Here is a 14189-nt window from a genome sequence, read left to right as displayed (position 1 = left end):
AATTAAACCTGGTTCAGACGTTCGGCGATAAAAGTGATCAGCTGGCGAGCGATTTTGCTCTTGCTGGTCTGGGCGAAAAGTGTGGCGTGTAGCTCGCGGTCGATGACGCTGCAGGCGTTTTCTTCGCTGTTGAAGCCAATGCTCGGGTTGGCGACGTCGTTGGCGACGATCAAATCGAGGTTCTTGTCTTTCAACTTGCGCGCAGCGTAATCGAGCAGGTGTTCGGTCTCGGCGGCGAAACCGACACTGAACGGACGGTCGGGGCGTGTGGCGATGGTGGCCAGGATGTCTGGATTGCGCACCATTTGTAGCAACAAGCCGTCGCCGTTCGTAGGGTCTTTCTTGAGTTTCTGTGGGGCGACGACTTCCGGGCGGTAGTCCGCGACCGCTGCGGAAGCGATGAACAGGTCGCAAGGGATCGCGGCTTCGCAGGCAGCGAGCATGTCGCGGGCGCTGACCACGTCGATGCGGGTAACGCGATCCGGGGTCGGCAGGTGCACCGGGCCGGTAATCAAGGTGACGCGGGCGCCTGCTTCAACGGCGGCTTCGGCCAGGGCAAAGCCCATTTTCCCGGAGCTGTGGTTGGTGATGTAGCGCACCGGGTCGATGTTTTCCTGGGTCGGGCCAGCGGTGATGAGCACATGTTTGCCGGTCAGCGCCTGACGCTGGAAGCAGTCTGCCGCGCATTGAGCGAGTTCGACGGCTTCGAGCATGCGGCCCAGGCCGACATCGCCACAGGCCTGGCTGCCGGAGGCCGGGCCGAAGGCTTTGATGTTACGGCTTTCAAGGGTTTGCAGATTGGCCTGGGTCGCGGGATCGCGCCACATGGCCTGGTTCATCGCCGGAGCAACGGCGACTACGGCGTCGGTGGCCAGCACCAGCGTGGTCAGCAGGTCGTCGGCGATGCCTTGGGCGAGACGGGCGATCAGGTCAGCAGTCGCAGGCGCAATCAGCACCATGTCGGCCCATTTGGCCAGTTCGATGTGGCCCATCGCGGCTTCGGCCGCCGGGTCCAGCAGGTCCAGATGAACCGGGTGGCCAGACAGGGCCTGCATGGTCAGCGGGGTGATGAACTCGCTGCCGCCACGGGTCATGACCACGCGCACTTCAGCGCCCTGGTCGATCAGGCGGCGAACCAGATCGGCGCTCTTGTAGGCAGCAATGCCGCCGCCGACGCCCAGAACGATGCGTTTCCGATACAGCCGCTGCATAGGTCTGCCTTTCATTTCGTGGATGACTGCGTGGCGATACCCCCTCCCCAGGAGTGAAATCGCTCGCAAAAAAGATGGGCTACGATATCACAGCGACCGCTACGGAACAGCGGCGCCCACAGACAGGGAGGTGCTATGAGTATTCGGAATTGGCCAGCGGCGGAGCGGCCGCGGGAGAGGTTACTGGAGTTGGGGGCGGCGAGCCTTTCGGACGCCGAACTGCTGGCGATATTTTTACGAACCGGTGTCTCCGGTAAAAGCGCCGTAGACCTGGCGCGACATTTGTTGAGTCAATTTGGCAGCCTGCGTTCGCTGATGGAGGCTGATCAACAAACATTCAGCAAACAGTTAGGGCTCGGCCCGGCGAAATTCGCTCAATTGCAGGCAGTGTTGGAAATGGCCCGTCGGCATCTGGCTGAGCGCTTGCGCCACAGCTCAGTGTTGGAGAATCCGCTGGTCGTGCGTGATTACCTCAAGTCGATGCTGCGACACGAGCCTCATGAGGTATTTGGCTGCCTGTTTCTGGACTCGAAGCATCGAGTACTGGCGTTTGAATCACTATTTCGTGGCTCAATCGACTGCACCAGCGTTTACCCGCGTCAGGTGGTCAAGCGCGCTTTGGCCCATAACGCCGCAGCTTTGATCCTTTGCCACAACCATCCGTCAGGCAATCCCGACCCCAGCCAAGCCGATCGAAAATTGACCAAGCGCCTCCAAGAGGCGCTGGACCTGATCGATGTGCGAATACTCGACCACTTCATCATCGGCGACGGCGATCCGCTGTCGATGGCTGAGTATGGGTGGATGTGACGGGAGGACGAACGCGAACCCATTGTTGGAGCGGGCTTGCTCGCGAAGAGGGAGTGTCAGTCGCCATCAATATTGCCTGACACGCCGCTTTCGCGAGCAAGCCCGCTCCCACAGGTTTTGTGGTGTGGCGGATTACTTGAGGTGGACCCTGGAGTAATCCTGACGCCCAAACGGGCTCACCGAATACCCCTCGACTTCCTTGCGCATCAGCGCGAAGGCCGTCGGGTGCGCTAGCGGCAACCACAGCGCCTGCTGCTGGATCTGCGCCTGAGCCTGCTCATAAAGCTTGGTACGCACGCCTTGCTCGGAGGTGGTCTTGCCGGCACTGATCAGCTTGTCCAGGTCCTGGTTGCAGTAACGGGCGAAGTTGGTGCCGGGCTTGACCGCCGCGCAGGAAAATTGCGGCGTGAGGAAGTTGTCCGGATCGCCGTTGTCGCCGGCCCAACCCATGAACAGCAGGTCGTGTTCACCGGCCTTGGCGCGGCGGATCACTTCGCCCCATTCGATCACACGGATTTCGGCCTGAATGCCGATTTCCGCGAGATCCGATTGAAGCATCTGCGCGCCAAGGCTTGGATTAGGGTTCAGCAGGCTACCGGAAGGGCGGGTCCAGATAGTGGTCTGGAAGCCGTCCTTGAGTCCGGCTTTCGCCATCAGAGCTTTGGCCTTCTCCACGTCGTGCGTGTAGCCCGGCAAACCTTTGGCATAACTCCAGGTGTTGGGCGGGTACGGGCCGTTGGCAGGCTCGGCGGTGTCTTCGAATACGGCTTTGACGTAGCTGGCCTTGTCGAACGCGAGATTGATTGCTTGACGCACTTCCGGCTTGTCGAGCGGTGGATGCTGGCTGTTGATGGCGACGAACGCGGTCATGAACGCGTCGGTCTTTTCCACTTTCAGCGTCGGCTCTTTCAGCGCGGCTTGTACGTCCAGCGGTTTGGGCGAAAGGGCGATCTGGCACTCGTTACGGCGCAATTTCTGCAATCGCACGTTGGCGTCCGGCGTAATGGCGAAGATCAGCGGGTCCACCGAAGGCTTGCCACGGAAATAATCCGGGTTGGCCTTGTAACGAATCGAGGCATCTTTCTGGAATCGGGTGAACACGAACGGCCCGCTGCCGATCGGCTGGCTGTTGAGCTTCTCCGGGGTGCCGGCCTTCAGCAGTTTGTCGGCGTACTCGGCGGAGTATATCGAGGCGAAGCCCATGCTCAGCGTCGGCAGGAAGGTCGAGTCCGGATGATCGAGGGTGAAGCGCACGGTCAGCGGGTCAAGCGCGTCGATCTTCTTTATCAGCGCCGGCAACTGCATCGACTGCGCGTGCGGGAAGCCGCTCTGCGCCACTTTGTGCCAAGGATTTGCCGGGTCGAGCATGCGGTCGAAGCTGAATTTCACGTCTTCGGCGGTCAGGTCGCGTGTCGGGCTGAAATACTCCGTACGGTGGAATTTCACCTGCGGATGCAGCTTGAACACGTAGGTCAGGCCGTCGGGCGTGACCTCCCAGCTGTCCGCGAGCCCGGCGACCACTTTGCCGCTGGCCGTGTCGAAGTCCACCAGGCGGTTCATCAGCACGTCGGCCGAGGCGTTGGTGGTGGTCAGCGAGTTGTATTGCACCACGTCGAACCCTTCCGGGCTGGCCTCGGTGCAGACGCTCAGGGCGGCGGCCTGGGCCAATGGGCTCAGCAGAAGCGGGGCAAGCAACAGCGGTAGGGCAGCGAGGCGCATGGTCGGATTCCTTTACAGATCGAAGGCCCATCTGCAAGTGCAGTCTGGAAAAGTCTTACCCTAGTGGGCTCTTTTGCAAATGACTATCCCCTTTTTCATTTTAAGGGGACTATGTGCGATTGTTTTCGGTGCGTGCTGCCTGAGGAAAACCCCGGATTGGCCGGTTGGCCGATTTTCTGCGACGAGCGGTCTTTATCGACGATAGCCTTTATCCAAGGCGCTCGGAGCCAGAAAAACGGGGTTTTTATCAAGTCTGTGCACACGGAATGTTGTTGCTCTCGAGTCTTTCTGGTATAAAGCAGCGCTCTTTTCTAGGGGCCCGGTTCCTTCACTTGTAGGTGTAGCCGGTAAGACCTCTAAAGAAACGCGGCGCCTGGCGCCAAATGACTGAGAGATTAAGCGGCCAACCCATGCCGGGTTGGGCATGTGGTTTTAGAGGGCTGAGGCATGTCGAGAGTATGTCAAGTTACCGGTAAGGGTCCGGTGACTGGGAATAACATTTCCCACGCAAACAACAAAACCCGTCGTCGTTTCCTGCCGAACCTGCAGCATCACCGCTTCTGGGTTGAAGAAGAGAAACGTTTCGTGCGTCTGCGCGTATCTGCCAAAGGCATGCGTATCATCGACAAGCGTGGCATCACTGTCGTGCTGGCCGAAATCCGCAAAGCCGGCAAGATCTAAGGGAGCTAATCATGCGTGAATTGATTCGTTTGATTTCGAGCGCCGGTACTGGTCACTTCTACACTACCGACAAGAACAAGCGTACTACCCCGGACAAAATCGAGATCAAGAAATTTGATCCGGTTGTTCGCAAGCACGTGATCTACAAAGAAGGCAAAATCAAGTAATTGATTTTTCCCTCTTACGAAAAAGGCCCGTATCGCGAGATACGGGCCTTTTTTGTTGGCGAAGCCTGAGGGTCAGCCGCAGTAGATTCTAATAATCTTATAGCCTTCAGTGACAATTCGCAGGCGGTTGGGCTCAAACTGCTGATTGAGCAAGTTGACCACGACCTTCGCCGCACGTGCCTCCACGCGCGCCTGCTCCTTGATTGCCTGTGTCAGATATTGGCCGATGAAATCCGCTGTCCACTGCGCGTTGCATTGCTGCGATGATTCGTCGGCATGCGCCGTCGTCAGGGTGGCTGCGAGGGTGAGGCCTGTCAGCAGGCGACGGGTGAAAAACTTTCTCATGTTAATTCGCTTCCTTGTGAATGATGAGGTCGAGGTTCTCTTTCGAGACTCGGGCCAGCATCCGCGATGGCCAGCGACTGCGTGCGGTAACTATGTATGTCGTTCGGTTTAAAAGGCCGTTCAACGAAAAAGGCCCGAATCGCGAGAGACGGGCCTTTTTATCGTGTGAGGAGTCGCGTCAGGCCTTCTGTTCAAACGCCACATAAATCTTGCGGCACGGCTCCAGCACTTCCCAAGTGCCTCTGAACCCGGCCGGTATTACGAAGCGATCACCTGCGCGCACGGTTTTGCTGTTGCCGTCGTTGTCGCGCAGTACGGAAACACCCTGAACGATTTCGCAGTACTCATGCTCGGTGAAGTTCACATGCCACTGACCGACTGCGCCTTCCCAAACCCCGGCATTCAACTGGCCGCAAGGACTGTTGTAGTGGTTGTAAACCACTTGCTCGGGGTCGCCCTTGAGGATTTTGGCCTGATCCGGCCTGTAGCGCTCGGGCTCGGTAGTGGCCTGGCTGAAGTCGACGATATTCTGGATGCTCATTGTTGTAATCCCTCGTGATTGCGGCGCGAGTGGCTGGAAAGGTGCTGGAAAGCCCAAAGTCTATGTTTATTAAAATGAACACCGCAAGGCTGTTTGCCGACCTTATGTCAAATATATTGATACAACCCCGGCCACTGGTTTAGGGTGGCGGTTGCCTTGGGCCGAAATGCAGGCTGGCCGGGCAGAATTCCTGGGGACGTCCGCGAAGAACGCGGGGCGCTCGTATTCAATAAGAGGAGGACACTCGAATGACCACCCTGACTCGTGCCGATTGGGAACAACGGGCTCGCGATCTGAAGATCGAAGGCCGCGCCTACATCAATGGCGAATACACCGATGCCGTCTCCAGCGAGACTTTCGAGTGCATCAGTCCGGTCGATGGCCGTTTGCTGGGCAAGATTGCCAGCTGTGATACCGCCGACGCCCAGCGCGCTGTTGAAAACGCTCGCGCCACGTTCAATTCCGGCGCCTGGTCGCGATTGGCGCCGACCAAGCGTAAAGCCACCATGATTCGTTTCGCCAGCCTGCTGAAACAGCACGCCGAGGAGCTGGCCCTGCTTGAAACTCTGGACATGGGCAAGCCGATCAGCGATTCCCTGTACATCGACGTTCCTGGCGCGGCGCAAGCCTTGAGCTGGAGCGGTGAAGCCATCGACAAGATCTACGACGAAGTCGCGGCGACCCCGCACGATCAGTTGGGTCTGGTCACTCGCGAGCCGGTCGGCGTTGTCGGCGCTATCGTGCCGTGGAACTTCCCGCTGATGATGGCCTGCTGGAAACTCGGCCCGGCGCTGTCCACCGGTAACTCGGTGATCCTCAAACCGTCTGAAAAATCGCCGCTGACCGCCATCCGCATCGCTGCGCTGGCCGTTGAAGCGGGTATCCCGAAAGGCGTGCTGAACGTGTTGCCGGGCTACGGCCACACCGTCGGCAAGGCCCTGGCCCTGCACAACGATGTCGACACGCTGGTGTTCACCGGTTCGACCAAGATCGCCAAGCAACTGCTGATCTACTCCGGCGAGTCGAACATGAAGCGCGTCTGGCTCGAAGCCGGCGGCAAGAGCCCGAACATCGTGTTCGCCGATGCGCCGGACCTGCAAGCGGCCGCTGAAGCCGCCGCCGGGGCCATCGCCTTCAACCAGGGCGAAGTGTGCACCGCCGGGTCGCGTCTGCTGGTCGAGCGTTCGATCAAGGATTCCTTCCTGCCGCTGGTGATCGAGGCCCTGAAAACCTGGAAGCCGGGCAACCCGCTGGATCCGGCGACCAACGTTGGCGCGCTGGTGGACACCCAGCAGATGAACACCGTGCTGTCCTACATCGAATCCGGTCACGCCGATGGCGCCAAACTGGTTGCGGGCGGCAAGCGCACGCTTCAGGAAACCGGTGGCACCTACGTTGAGCCAACGATTTTCGACGGCGTCAGCAACGCGATGAAAATCGCCCAGGAAGAAATCTTTGGCCCGGTCCTGTCGGTCATCGCTTTCGACACTGCCGAAGAAGCCATCGCGATTGCCAACGACACGCCGTACGGCCTCGCCGCTGCGGTGTGGACCAAGGACATCTCGAAGGCTCACCTGACCGCCCGGGCGCTGCGTGCCGGTAGTGTGTGGGTCAATCAGTACGACGGCGGCGACATGACCGCACCGTTCGGTGGCTTCAAGCAGTCGGGCAACGGTCGCGACAAGTCGCTGCATGCGTTCGACAAGTACACCGAGCTGAAGGCGACCTGGATCAAGTTGTAAGCCAGTGAAGGAGCCCGTTTTTAATCCGGGCTCCTGAACGACGCAGATCCCTTGTGGGAGCGGGCTTGCTCGCGAAGGCGCCGTAACAGCCAACGATGATGTTGGATGTGATGGCCTCTTCGCGAGCAAGCCCGCTCCCACATTTGCTTTGTGCCGCCTGTAAAAAAATAACAATCCACAGGAGCGTGGAACATGCGTTGGGCGACTTATTTCGCCGTGTTGGCGTCTGTCTTGAGTGTCGGCCTGGCCCTGGGTGTCAGCATGCCGCTGGTGTCGTTTCGCCTGGAAGGCTGGGGTTACGGCTCGTTTGCGATTGGCGTCATGGCCGCGATGCCGGCGATTGGCGTGCTGTTGGGCGCGAAGATTTCCAGCCATCTGGCGGCGCGACTCGGCACGGCCAATCTGATGCGCCTGTGCCTGTGGGCCGGGGCGGCGTCCATCGGTTTGCTGGCGCTGTTGCCGAGCTATCCGGTGTGGCTGGTGTTGCGTCTGATGATCGGAGTGATCCTCACTCTGGTTTTCATCCTCGGCGAAAGCTGGATCAACCAGTTGGTGGTCGAGCAATGGCGCGGACGACTGGTGGCGTTGTATGGCAGCAGTTATGCGCTGAGTCAGTTGGCCGGGCCGTTGCTGTTGGGGGTTCTGGGCACCGAACACGATTATGGATTCTGGGTCGGCGTCGGTTTGCTCACGCTGGCGCCGTTCCTGTTGCTGGGCCGCAGCGGCGCACCGACCAGTGAAGCCTGCAGCGTGACCTTCAGCGACTTGTGGGGCTTCTGCCGAGGTTTGCCGGCGATTGCCTGGGGCGTGGCGCTGTTTGCGGCGTTCGAAGCGATGATCCTCACGTTATTGCCGGTCTATTGCCTGCGTCAGGGCTTCACCACGGAAATTGCCTTGGCGATGGTCAGCACCGTGGTGGTCGGTGATGCCTTGCTGCAACTGCCGATTGGCGCGCTGGCGGATCGCCTGTCGCGACGCACGTTGTTCACCGGTTGCGCCGTGGTGTTGATGCTCTCGAGCCTGGCGATTCCGATGCTGATCGACACGTTGCTGATCTGGCCGTTGTGGGTGCTGTTCGGCGCCAGTGCCGGGGGGTTGTTCACCTTGTCACTGATCCTGATCGGCGAACGTTATCGCGACGATGCGCTGGTGCGGGCCAATGCGCATATTGCGCAGTTGTGGGGGATCGGTTGCCTGGTCGGACCGTTGGCGGCTGGCGCCGGTAGTCAGTGGATCAGCGGGCACGCCTTGCCACTGTTGATGGCGGCTGGTGCGTTCGGATTGGTAATCCTGCTGTCGCGCCAAGGCGCTTTCGGCACGGTCGCCGAGCCAGCCTGACGCCGAACTGCCAGCCAACCACCTGCACCTGTGGGAGCGGCGGTGCGACGATTCGACTTGCTCGCGAAAGCGGTGGGTCAGTCGACATCATCGTCGGATGACTCACCGCGTTCGCGAGCAAGCCCGCTCCCACAAGGGTTACAACATCCGTTCCAGGCCAACCGCCGTACTGAACCAGGAATTGAAACGGCGCCACAAACTGCCCGGTTCCTTGGTCAGCGTGTGCATTTTGCCGTCGTCCTCGGTCACCCAGACGATCCGGTCGTTTTCCAGTTTCACCTGATAACTCACCGGCGGAGCCATACCTTCCAGCGCGGCTTTTTGTACGTACGCGGCAAGTTCGGGGCTGTCGACCAGCACCCCGACTTCGGTGTTCCACAGCACCGAGCGCGGGTCAAAGTTGAACGAGCCGATAAAGGATTTTTGCTGATCGAAGATTATCGCCTTGCTGTGCAGGCTTGAGTCGGAGCCGGACCCGCGGGAAGACTTGCTGTAAAAACCCGGTCCGCTACCACCTTCATCGCCGGGTTGGCGGCGCAATTCGTACAGCTTCACGCCATGTTCCAGCAGCGCCCTGCGATAGGGCGCATAACCGCCGTGCACCGCCGGCACATCGGTAGCCTCCAGTGAGTTGGTCAACAGGCTGACGGAGACCCCGGCGTCGGCGCGACCGGTCAGGTACACCAGCCCCGACTGACCCGGAACAAAGTAGGCCGAGACCATGACCAGCTCTTTGCTGACGCCCGTGAGCGCGGGCGCCAATTGCGTGGTCAGCAGCAAGTGAGGGTCAGGTTCACCCTTCGACAGGACCTTGCTCGGGGCATCCCATAAGGCCTGGCTCCAGGCCCAAATCAACTCCCGGCGCCAGATATCCATGCGTGGATGGGTGGTGAAGGTCATCAGTTGTTTGTACAACGCGTGATTCTGTTTGCGCGTCTCTTCCAGGGATTCTTCCAGGCGTGTCCGGGTATTTTGCAGATCCTTTTGCGTCGGTTTGCTCGAGAGGAATTCGTCGATCGGTTTGCTCAGCGCGCTGTTCCAGTACTGATCGAAGCTGTGCCCGAGCTGCTCGGCCACCGGCCCGACGCCAAGCATGTCGATGTCGGTGAAATTCAGGTTGGTCTCGGCATCATAGTATTCGTCCCCCAGGTTGCGACCACCGACGATGGCGGCGCTGTTGTCCGCCAGCCACAGCTTGTTGTGCATGCGCCGGTGTTGCAGCGACAGGTTGAACAACCGGCCCATGGTTCGCGTCACGCCTGTGGAACGGCCCAGGTGCAGCGGGTTGAACAGCCGAATCTGGATCTGTGGATGCGCCGCCAGGGTGCCGATGATCCAGTCAAGACCATCGCTGGTGGTGTCATCGAGCAAGATCCTCACCCGCACGCCGCGGTCGGCAGCCTTTAGCAACTCTTCGACCAGCAGACGCGTGCTGATGCCGTCGTGGACGATGTAATACTGCAAGTCGAGGCTGCTTTGGGCGTTGCGGATCAATTCGGCGCGAGCGGTAAAAGCTTCGCTGCTGTTGGACAACAAACGAAATCCGGATTTTCCCTCGTGTGGTGCAGCCTGAGCCTGAATCGAGCGACCGAATGCCGAGTCACTGGCGGGCAGCGCCTGACTCGGTTCGCGCTGAACATCGAAGCTGGCGCAACCGCTCAGAAGCGAGGCGAGTAGCAGAAGAGCGAGCAGGGGCTGTCTGATTCTCACTTAGGATCGTTCCGATTGGCGGCGGGTGTTGCCATATGGACGCTGAATTGCGGCTAAAAGTCAGTCGGTGAAGCTGTCATTTTCCGCCAGCAGTTTGATTGCCGCGGCGCCGACCTTGCGCACCGCTTCTTCGATCTGTGCTGTTGGTTTGGCAGCGTAGTTCATTCGCAGACAGTTACGGTATTTGCCCGAGGCGGAAAAGATGCTGCCGACGGCAATCTGTACGCCTTGGTCGTGCAAGGCGCGGTTCAGTTTCAGGGTGTCGAAGCCGTCAGGCAGTTCGACCCAGAGCATGAAGCTGCCTTGCGGCCGACTGGCACGGGTGCCGGCGGGGAAATAACGGCTGACCCAATCGATCATCATGTCGCGATTACGCTGGTATTGCGTGCGCATCCGCCGCAAATGAGGTTCGAAGTGACCGGCCTTGAGGAATTCGGCGATGGCAATCTGCGGTTGCGGCGCAGTGGAGCCAGTGCTGATGTATTTCATGTGCAGCACCCGCTCCAGATAGCGGCCCGGAGCAACCCAACCGATCCGCAAGCCCGGCGCCAGTGTTTTGGAGAACGAACTGCAGAGCAGGACGCGGCCGTCTTCGTCGAAGGATTTGATCGTGCGCGGTCGTGGGTAGTTGTAGGCCAGTTCGCCATACACATCGTCCTCGATGATCGCCACGTCGAAACGCTGTGCGAGCGTCAACAACGCGCGTTTGCGCGATTCCGGCATGATGTAGCCCAGCGGGTTGTTGCAGTTGGGGGTCAACTGTATGGCCTTGATCGGCCATTGTTCCAAGGCCAGTTCCAGCGCATCGAGGCTGATCCCGGTCAGCGGGTCGGTGGGAATTTCCAGGGCCTTCATGTTCAGGCCCTTGAGCGTTTGCATCGCGCCGTGAAAGCTTGGCGAATCCACGGCGACGATGTCGCCCGGATCGCAGATGGCGCGGATGCTGGTGGACAGCGCTTCGTGGCAGCCGGTGGTGATCACCAGGTCGTTGGCCGTCAGTTGGCATCCGGAATCCAGCATCAGGCGAGCGATTTGCTCGCGCAGTTCGAGGGTGCCATGAATGTTGTCGTAATACAGGCCGGGCATGTCCTGCCGCCGGCTGATGCGTGCAAGGTTGCGCAGCAACGGTTTCATGGTCGGCGTGGTGATGTCCGGCATGCCGCGGCCCAGTTGCACCACATCCTTGCGCGGCACCGCGCGGATCAGTTCCAGCACTTGATCCCACTGCGAAATATCCACCGGGCGCTGCGCCGGGCGGCCGATCGCCGGCAATTCCGGCAGATCGCGACTGACGGGAACGAAGTAGCCGGACTTGGGTTTCGGCATCGCCAGGCCGCTGTCTTCCAACACCCGATAGGCTTGTTGAACCGTACTCAGACTGACGCCGTGCTCGACACTCAATGCCCGCACCGACGGCAGTCGGTCACCGGGGCGATAGAAGCCCTGTTCGATCCGCGTACCGAGCAATTCGGCGAGGTTGACGTAAAGGGTCATGACGCAGTCTCGATGTGGATGATTCGGTTAACCAGTACAGATCGGGCAAAAAATTGTCATTCAGAGGCTAAACGCGAAATCTGTATGGAATTAATACTATCAAGTTGAATCTGTAATGCTTTTCGCCGCCCACGCATCATGAAAGCTCTGGCTACCCAAGTAAACAGGAGCAATCAAAATGAACGGCTTGAGCGATGTGCGGCTGACGTTACGCAGTCAGGAACTGGCGGCAGGGCAAAAAAACGGTGCGCGCGAGGCGTTCATGCGCAACGCGCCGTCCGGCCTGGGCCGTTGGGGTCTGTTCTGGCATCGCCTGCACACGCGCAAGGCGTTGCTGGAGTTGACGCCGGAGCAATTGAGGGATGTCGGGTTGAGTCTTGAACAGGCTAGGGAGGAGGGGTTGAAGTCTTTTTGGCGGATCTGAGATTTGCGGTGTTCGTTAGATCCATTCGCGAGCAAGCCCGCTCCCACATTAGGTCTTCAGCGAGCACAGATTTTGTGTTCGACGACGATCAAATGTGGGAGCGGGCTTGCTCGCGAAGGCGTCCGCAAAAACACCACAAACTCCTCAGACCAACTCTTTAAACCGATGCCACAACATCCCCAACGCCAACAACGGCGAACGTAAATGCTTTCCACCCGGAAACGTCATGTGCGGCACTTTGGCAAACAGGTCGAACCCGCCACTCTGCTGCCCACAGATCGCCTCGGCCAGCAACTTGCCCGCCAAATGCGTGGCATTCACCCCGTGACCTGAATAAGCCTGGGCGTAATACACATTCGGTTGGTCCTTGAGCTGGCCGATCTGCGGCAGGCGGTTAGCCCCGATACCAATCATCCCGCCCCATTGATAATCGATTTTCACCCCGCCCAGTTGCGGAAAAACCTCCAGCATCTTCGGCCGCATGTACGCGGCGATGTCCTTCGGGTCGCGTCCTGAATAGTGGCAGGCGCCACCGAACAGCAAGCGACGATCCGCCGAGAGCCGGTAGTAATCCAGCGCGACCCGCTGATCACACACCGCCATGTTCTGCGGCAGCAACGCGTGAGCCAGCTCTTCGCTCAAGGGTTCGGTGGCGATGATGTAGCTGCCGGCGGGCAACACCTTGCCGCTGAGCTCCGGGTTGAGCTGGTTGAGGTAGGCATTGCAGCCCAGTACCAGCGTCTTGGCGCGAACCGAGCCTTGAGCCGTATGGACCTTCACCTCCGGACCGTAATCGATGCGGGTCACCGCCGACTGTTCGAACAGCTTGGCGCCCAGTTGTTGCGCGGCGGCAGCTTCGCCCAGTGCCAGGTTCAGTGGATGCAAATGGCCCGAACCCATGTCGATCAGGCCGCCGACGTAGCGGTCGGAACCCACCACCGAGTGCATTTCATGGGCTTGCAGCAATCGGGTTTCGTAGCGGTAACCGAGGCTGCGCAGTTCTTCGGCGTCTTCGGCGAAGCCTTCCAGATCGCGGGGTTTGTTGGCCAGATCGCAGTAACCCCAGGTCAGGTCGCAAGGGATCTGAAAACGCTCGACCCGTTGTCGGACGATTTCCACCGCTTCCAGGCCCATGAGTTTCATCTGACGCACGCCGTCCGCGCCGATCACGTTGGTGAACTGATCGAGACCATGGCCGACGCCACGAATCAGCTGCCCGCCATTACGGCCACTGGCGCCCCAGCCCATCTTGTGCGCTTCGAGCAGCACCACGCTGAGGCCGCGTTCGGCCAGTTCGAGCGCCGTGTTCAACCCGGAAAACCCGCCGCCGACCACGCACACATCGGCCACCAGATCGACCGTGAGCGCCGGATGATCGGGCTGCGGCAGGCTGCTGGCGGCGTAATAGGAGGCGGTGTGCTGGGCACGGGCATTCATGCGCGTCATCCTGGTTCTTGTGTCTGGAAAATTTGACGGAGCATAAGCCGGACCTTTCGGCACGGGCAACACTGGTCGGTTGTGGCTGTCTGGATCGAGACTTTTGCGTCAGAATCCCGCTCCAGTCCGCTTTGGGTCACCGCTTCGATGAGTTGCAACAGTCAGAAAATTCGCACGCTGCGACAGCAGATTCCCTCGTTCGAGTGCGTGCCCGGTTGCCATGACTGCTGTGGGCCGGTGACGACCTCGCCGGAAGAAATGTCCCGACTGCCGCGCAAGACCCGCGCCGAGCAGGATGCGGCGATGGACGAGCTCAACTGCGTTCATCTTGGGCCAAACGGCTGCACGGTGTATGACGAGCGACCGCTGATTTGTCGGTTGTTTGGTACGACCAAGACCCTGCCGTGCCCGAATGGGCGGCGGCCGGTGGAGCTGATTCATCCGCGGGTCGAGAAGCAGATTCATGAGTACATGGCTTCAACTCGGCAGGTGCTCGTCTAAGGAGAGACCGAGTCGCCTTCATTCGCGAGCAAGCCCGCTCCCACAGTAGATCTTCAGTGGGCTTGGTTT

14 protein-coding genes are annotated in these 14189 nt (G+C 59.7%); 7 read left to right on the top strand and 7 right to left on the bottom strand.

Annotated features, from left to right (window positions below; all coding sequences use genetic code 11):
- Window positions 1-2 precede the first annotated feature (2 nt).
- Window positions 3-1211 (bottom strand): bifunctional phosphopantothenoylcysteine decarboxylase/phosphopantothenate--cysteine ligase CoaBC, encoded by a 1209-nt coding sequence (gene coaBC / locus ACA073_RS25800; protein WP_497404230.1) that lies wholly within the window; start codon window positions 1209-1211, stop codon window positions 3-5.
- 135 nt (window positions 1212-1346) lie between these two features.
- Between coaBC and radC the strand changes: the two genes are divergently transcribed.
- Entirely contained in the window at window positions 1347-2021 is a 675-nt protein-coding gene (gene radC / locus ACA073_RS25795; RefSeq protein ID WP_497400492.1) for a RadC family protein, read from the top strand.
- A 132-nt stretch (window positions 2022-2153) separates the two neighbouring features.
- On the opposite strand, the gene ACA073_RS25790 is transcribed toward radC, so the two are convergent.
- A complete protein-coding gene (locus ACA073_RS25790) occupies window positions 2154-3740 on the bottom strand; it encodes an ABC transporter substrate-binding protein (RefSeq protein ID WP_497400490.1) in 1587 nt (528 codons plus the stop codon).
- A gap of 447 nt (window positions 3741-4187) precedes the next feature.
- Here ACA073_RS25790 and rpmB point away from each other — a divergent pair, with 447 nt between their 5' ends.
- A complete protein-coding gene (gene rpmB / locus ACA073_RS25785) occupies window positions 4188-4421 on the top strand; it encodes a 50S ribosomal protein L28 (RefSeq protein WP_007894701.1) in 234 nt (77 codons plus the stop codon).
- A gap of 11 nt (window positions 4422-4432) precedes the next feature.
- Window positions 4433-4588 (top strand): 50S ribosomal protein L33, encoded by a 156-nt coding sequence (gene rpmG / locus ACA073_RS25780; RefSeq protein WP_007894709.1) that lies wholly within the window; start codon window positions 4433-4435, stop codon window positions 4586-4588.
- 72 nt (window positions 4589-4660) lie between these two features.
- Here rpmG and ACA073_RS25775 read toward each other — a convergent pair whose 3' ends face one another.
- A complete protein-coding gene (locus ACA073_RS25775) occupies window positions 4661-4933 on the bottom strand; it encodes a peptidase inhibitor (RefSeq protein WP_497400488.1) in 273 nt (90 codons plus the stop codon).
- 178 nt (window positions 4934-5111) lie between these two features.
- Window positions 5112-5474, bottom strand: coding sequence for a cupin domain-containing protein (locus ACA073_RS25770; RefSeq protein ID WP_253433747.1), 363 nt, complete (start codon window positions 5472-5474; stop codon window positions 5112-5114).
- A gap of 248 nt (window positions 5475-5722) precedes the next feature.
- On the opposite strand from ACA073_RS25770, the gene ACA073_RS25765 reads away from it, so the two are divergent.
- Together ACA073_RS25765 and ACA073_RS25760 are read left to right on the top strand one after the other, a co-directional pair.
- Entirely contained in the window at window positions 5723-7216 is a 1494-nt protein-coding gene (locus ACA073_RS25765) for an aldehyde dehydrogenase (protein ID WP_497400486.1), read from the top strand.
- 192 nt (window positions 7217-7408) lie between these two features.
- Entirely contained in the window at window positions 7409-8554 is a 1146-nt protein-coding gene (locus ACA073_RS25760) for an MFS transporter (protein ID WP_497400484.1), read from the top strand.
- A 138-nt stretch (window positions 8555-8692) separates the two neighbouring features.
- On the opposite strand, the gene ACA073_RS25755 is transcribed toward ACA073_RS25760, so the two are convergent.
- On the bottom strand, window positions 8693-10264 hold the full coding sequence (locus ACA073_RS25755) for a phospholipase D family protein (RefSeq protein WP_497400482.1): 1572 nt from the start codon (window positions 10262-10264) through the stop codon (window positions 8693-8695).
- Between the two features lie 60 nt (window positions 10265-10324).
- Entirely contained in the window at window positions 10325-11758 is a 1434-nt protein-coding gene (locus ACA073_RS25750) for an aminotransferase-like domain-containing protein (RefSeq protein WP_497400480.1), read from the bottom strand.
- 178 nt (window positions 11759-11936) lie between these two features.
- Between ACA073_RS25750 and ACA073_RS25745 the strand changes: the two genes are divergently transcribed.
- The gene (locus tag ACA073_RS25745; protein ID WP_497400478.1) at window positions 11937-12182 is read left to right on the top strand and encodes a DUF1127 domain-containing protein; all 246 of its coding nucleotides are present in this window, start codon (window positions 11937-11939) and stop codon (window positions 12180-12182) included.
- Window positions 12183-12326: 144 nt separating this feature from the next.
- On the opposite strand, the gene ACA073_RS25740 is transcribed toward ACA073_RS25745, so the two are convergent.
- Window positions 12327-13619: an NAD(P)/FAD-dependent oxidoreductase gene (locus ACA073_RS25740; RefSeq protein WP_497400476.1), complete on the bottom strand. Its 1293-nt coding sequence runs from the start codon at window positions 13617-13619 to the stop codon at window positions 12327-12329.
- A gap of 147 nt (window positions 13620-13766) precedes the next feature.
- Here ACA073_RS25740 and ACA073_RS25735 point away from each other — a divergent pair, with 147 nt between their 5' ends.
- Window positions 13767-14120: a YkgJ family cysteine cluster protein gene (locus ACA073_RS25735; protein WP_007894729.1), complete on the top strand. Its 354-nt coding sequence runs from the start codon at window positions 13767-13769 to the stop codon at window positions 14118-14120.
- Window positions 14121-14189: the final 69 nt, after the last annotated feature.

It is taken from the genome of Pseudomonas sp. LBUM1670 (assembly GCF_059695695.1).
This window is presented reverse-complemented; position numbering and strand designations above follow the sequence as displayed.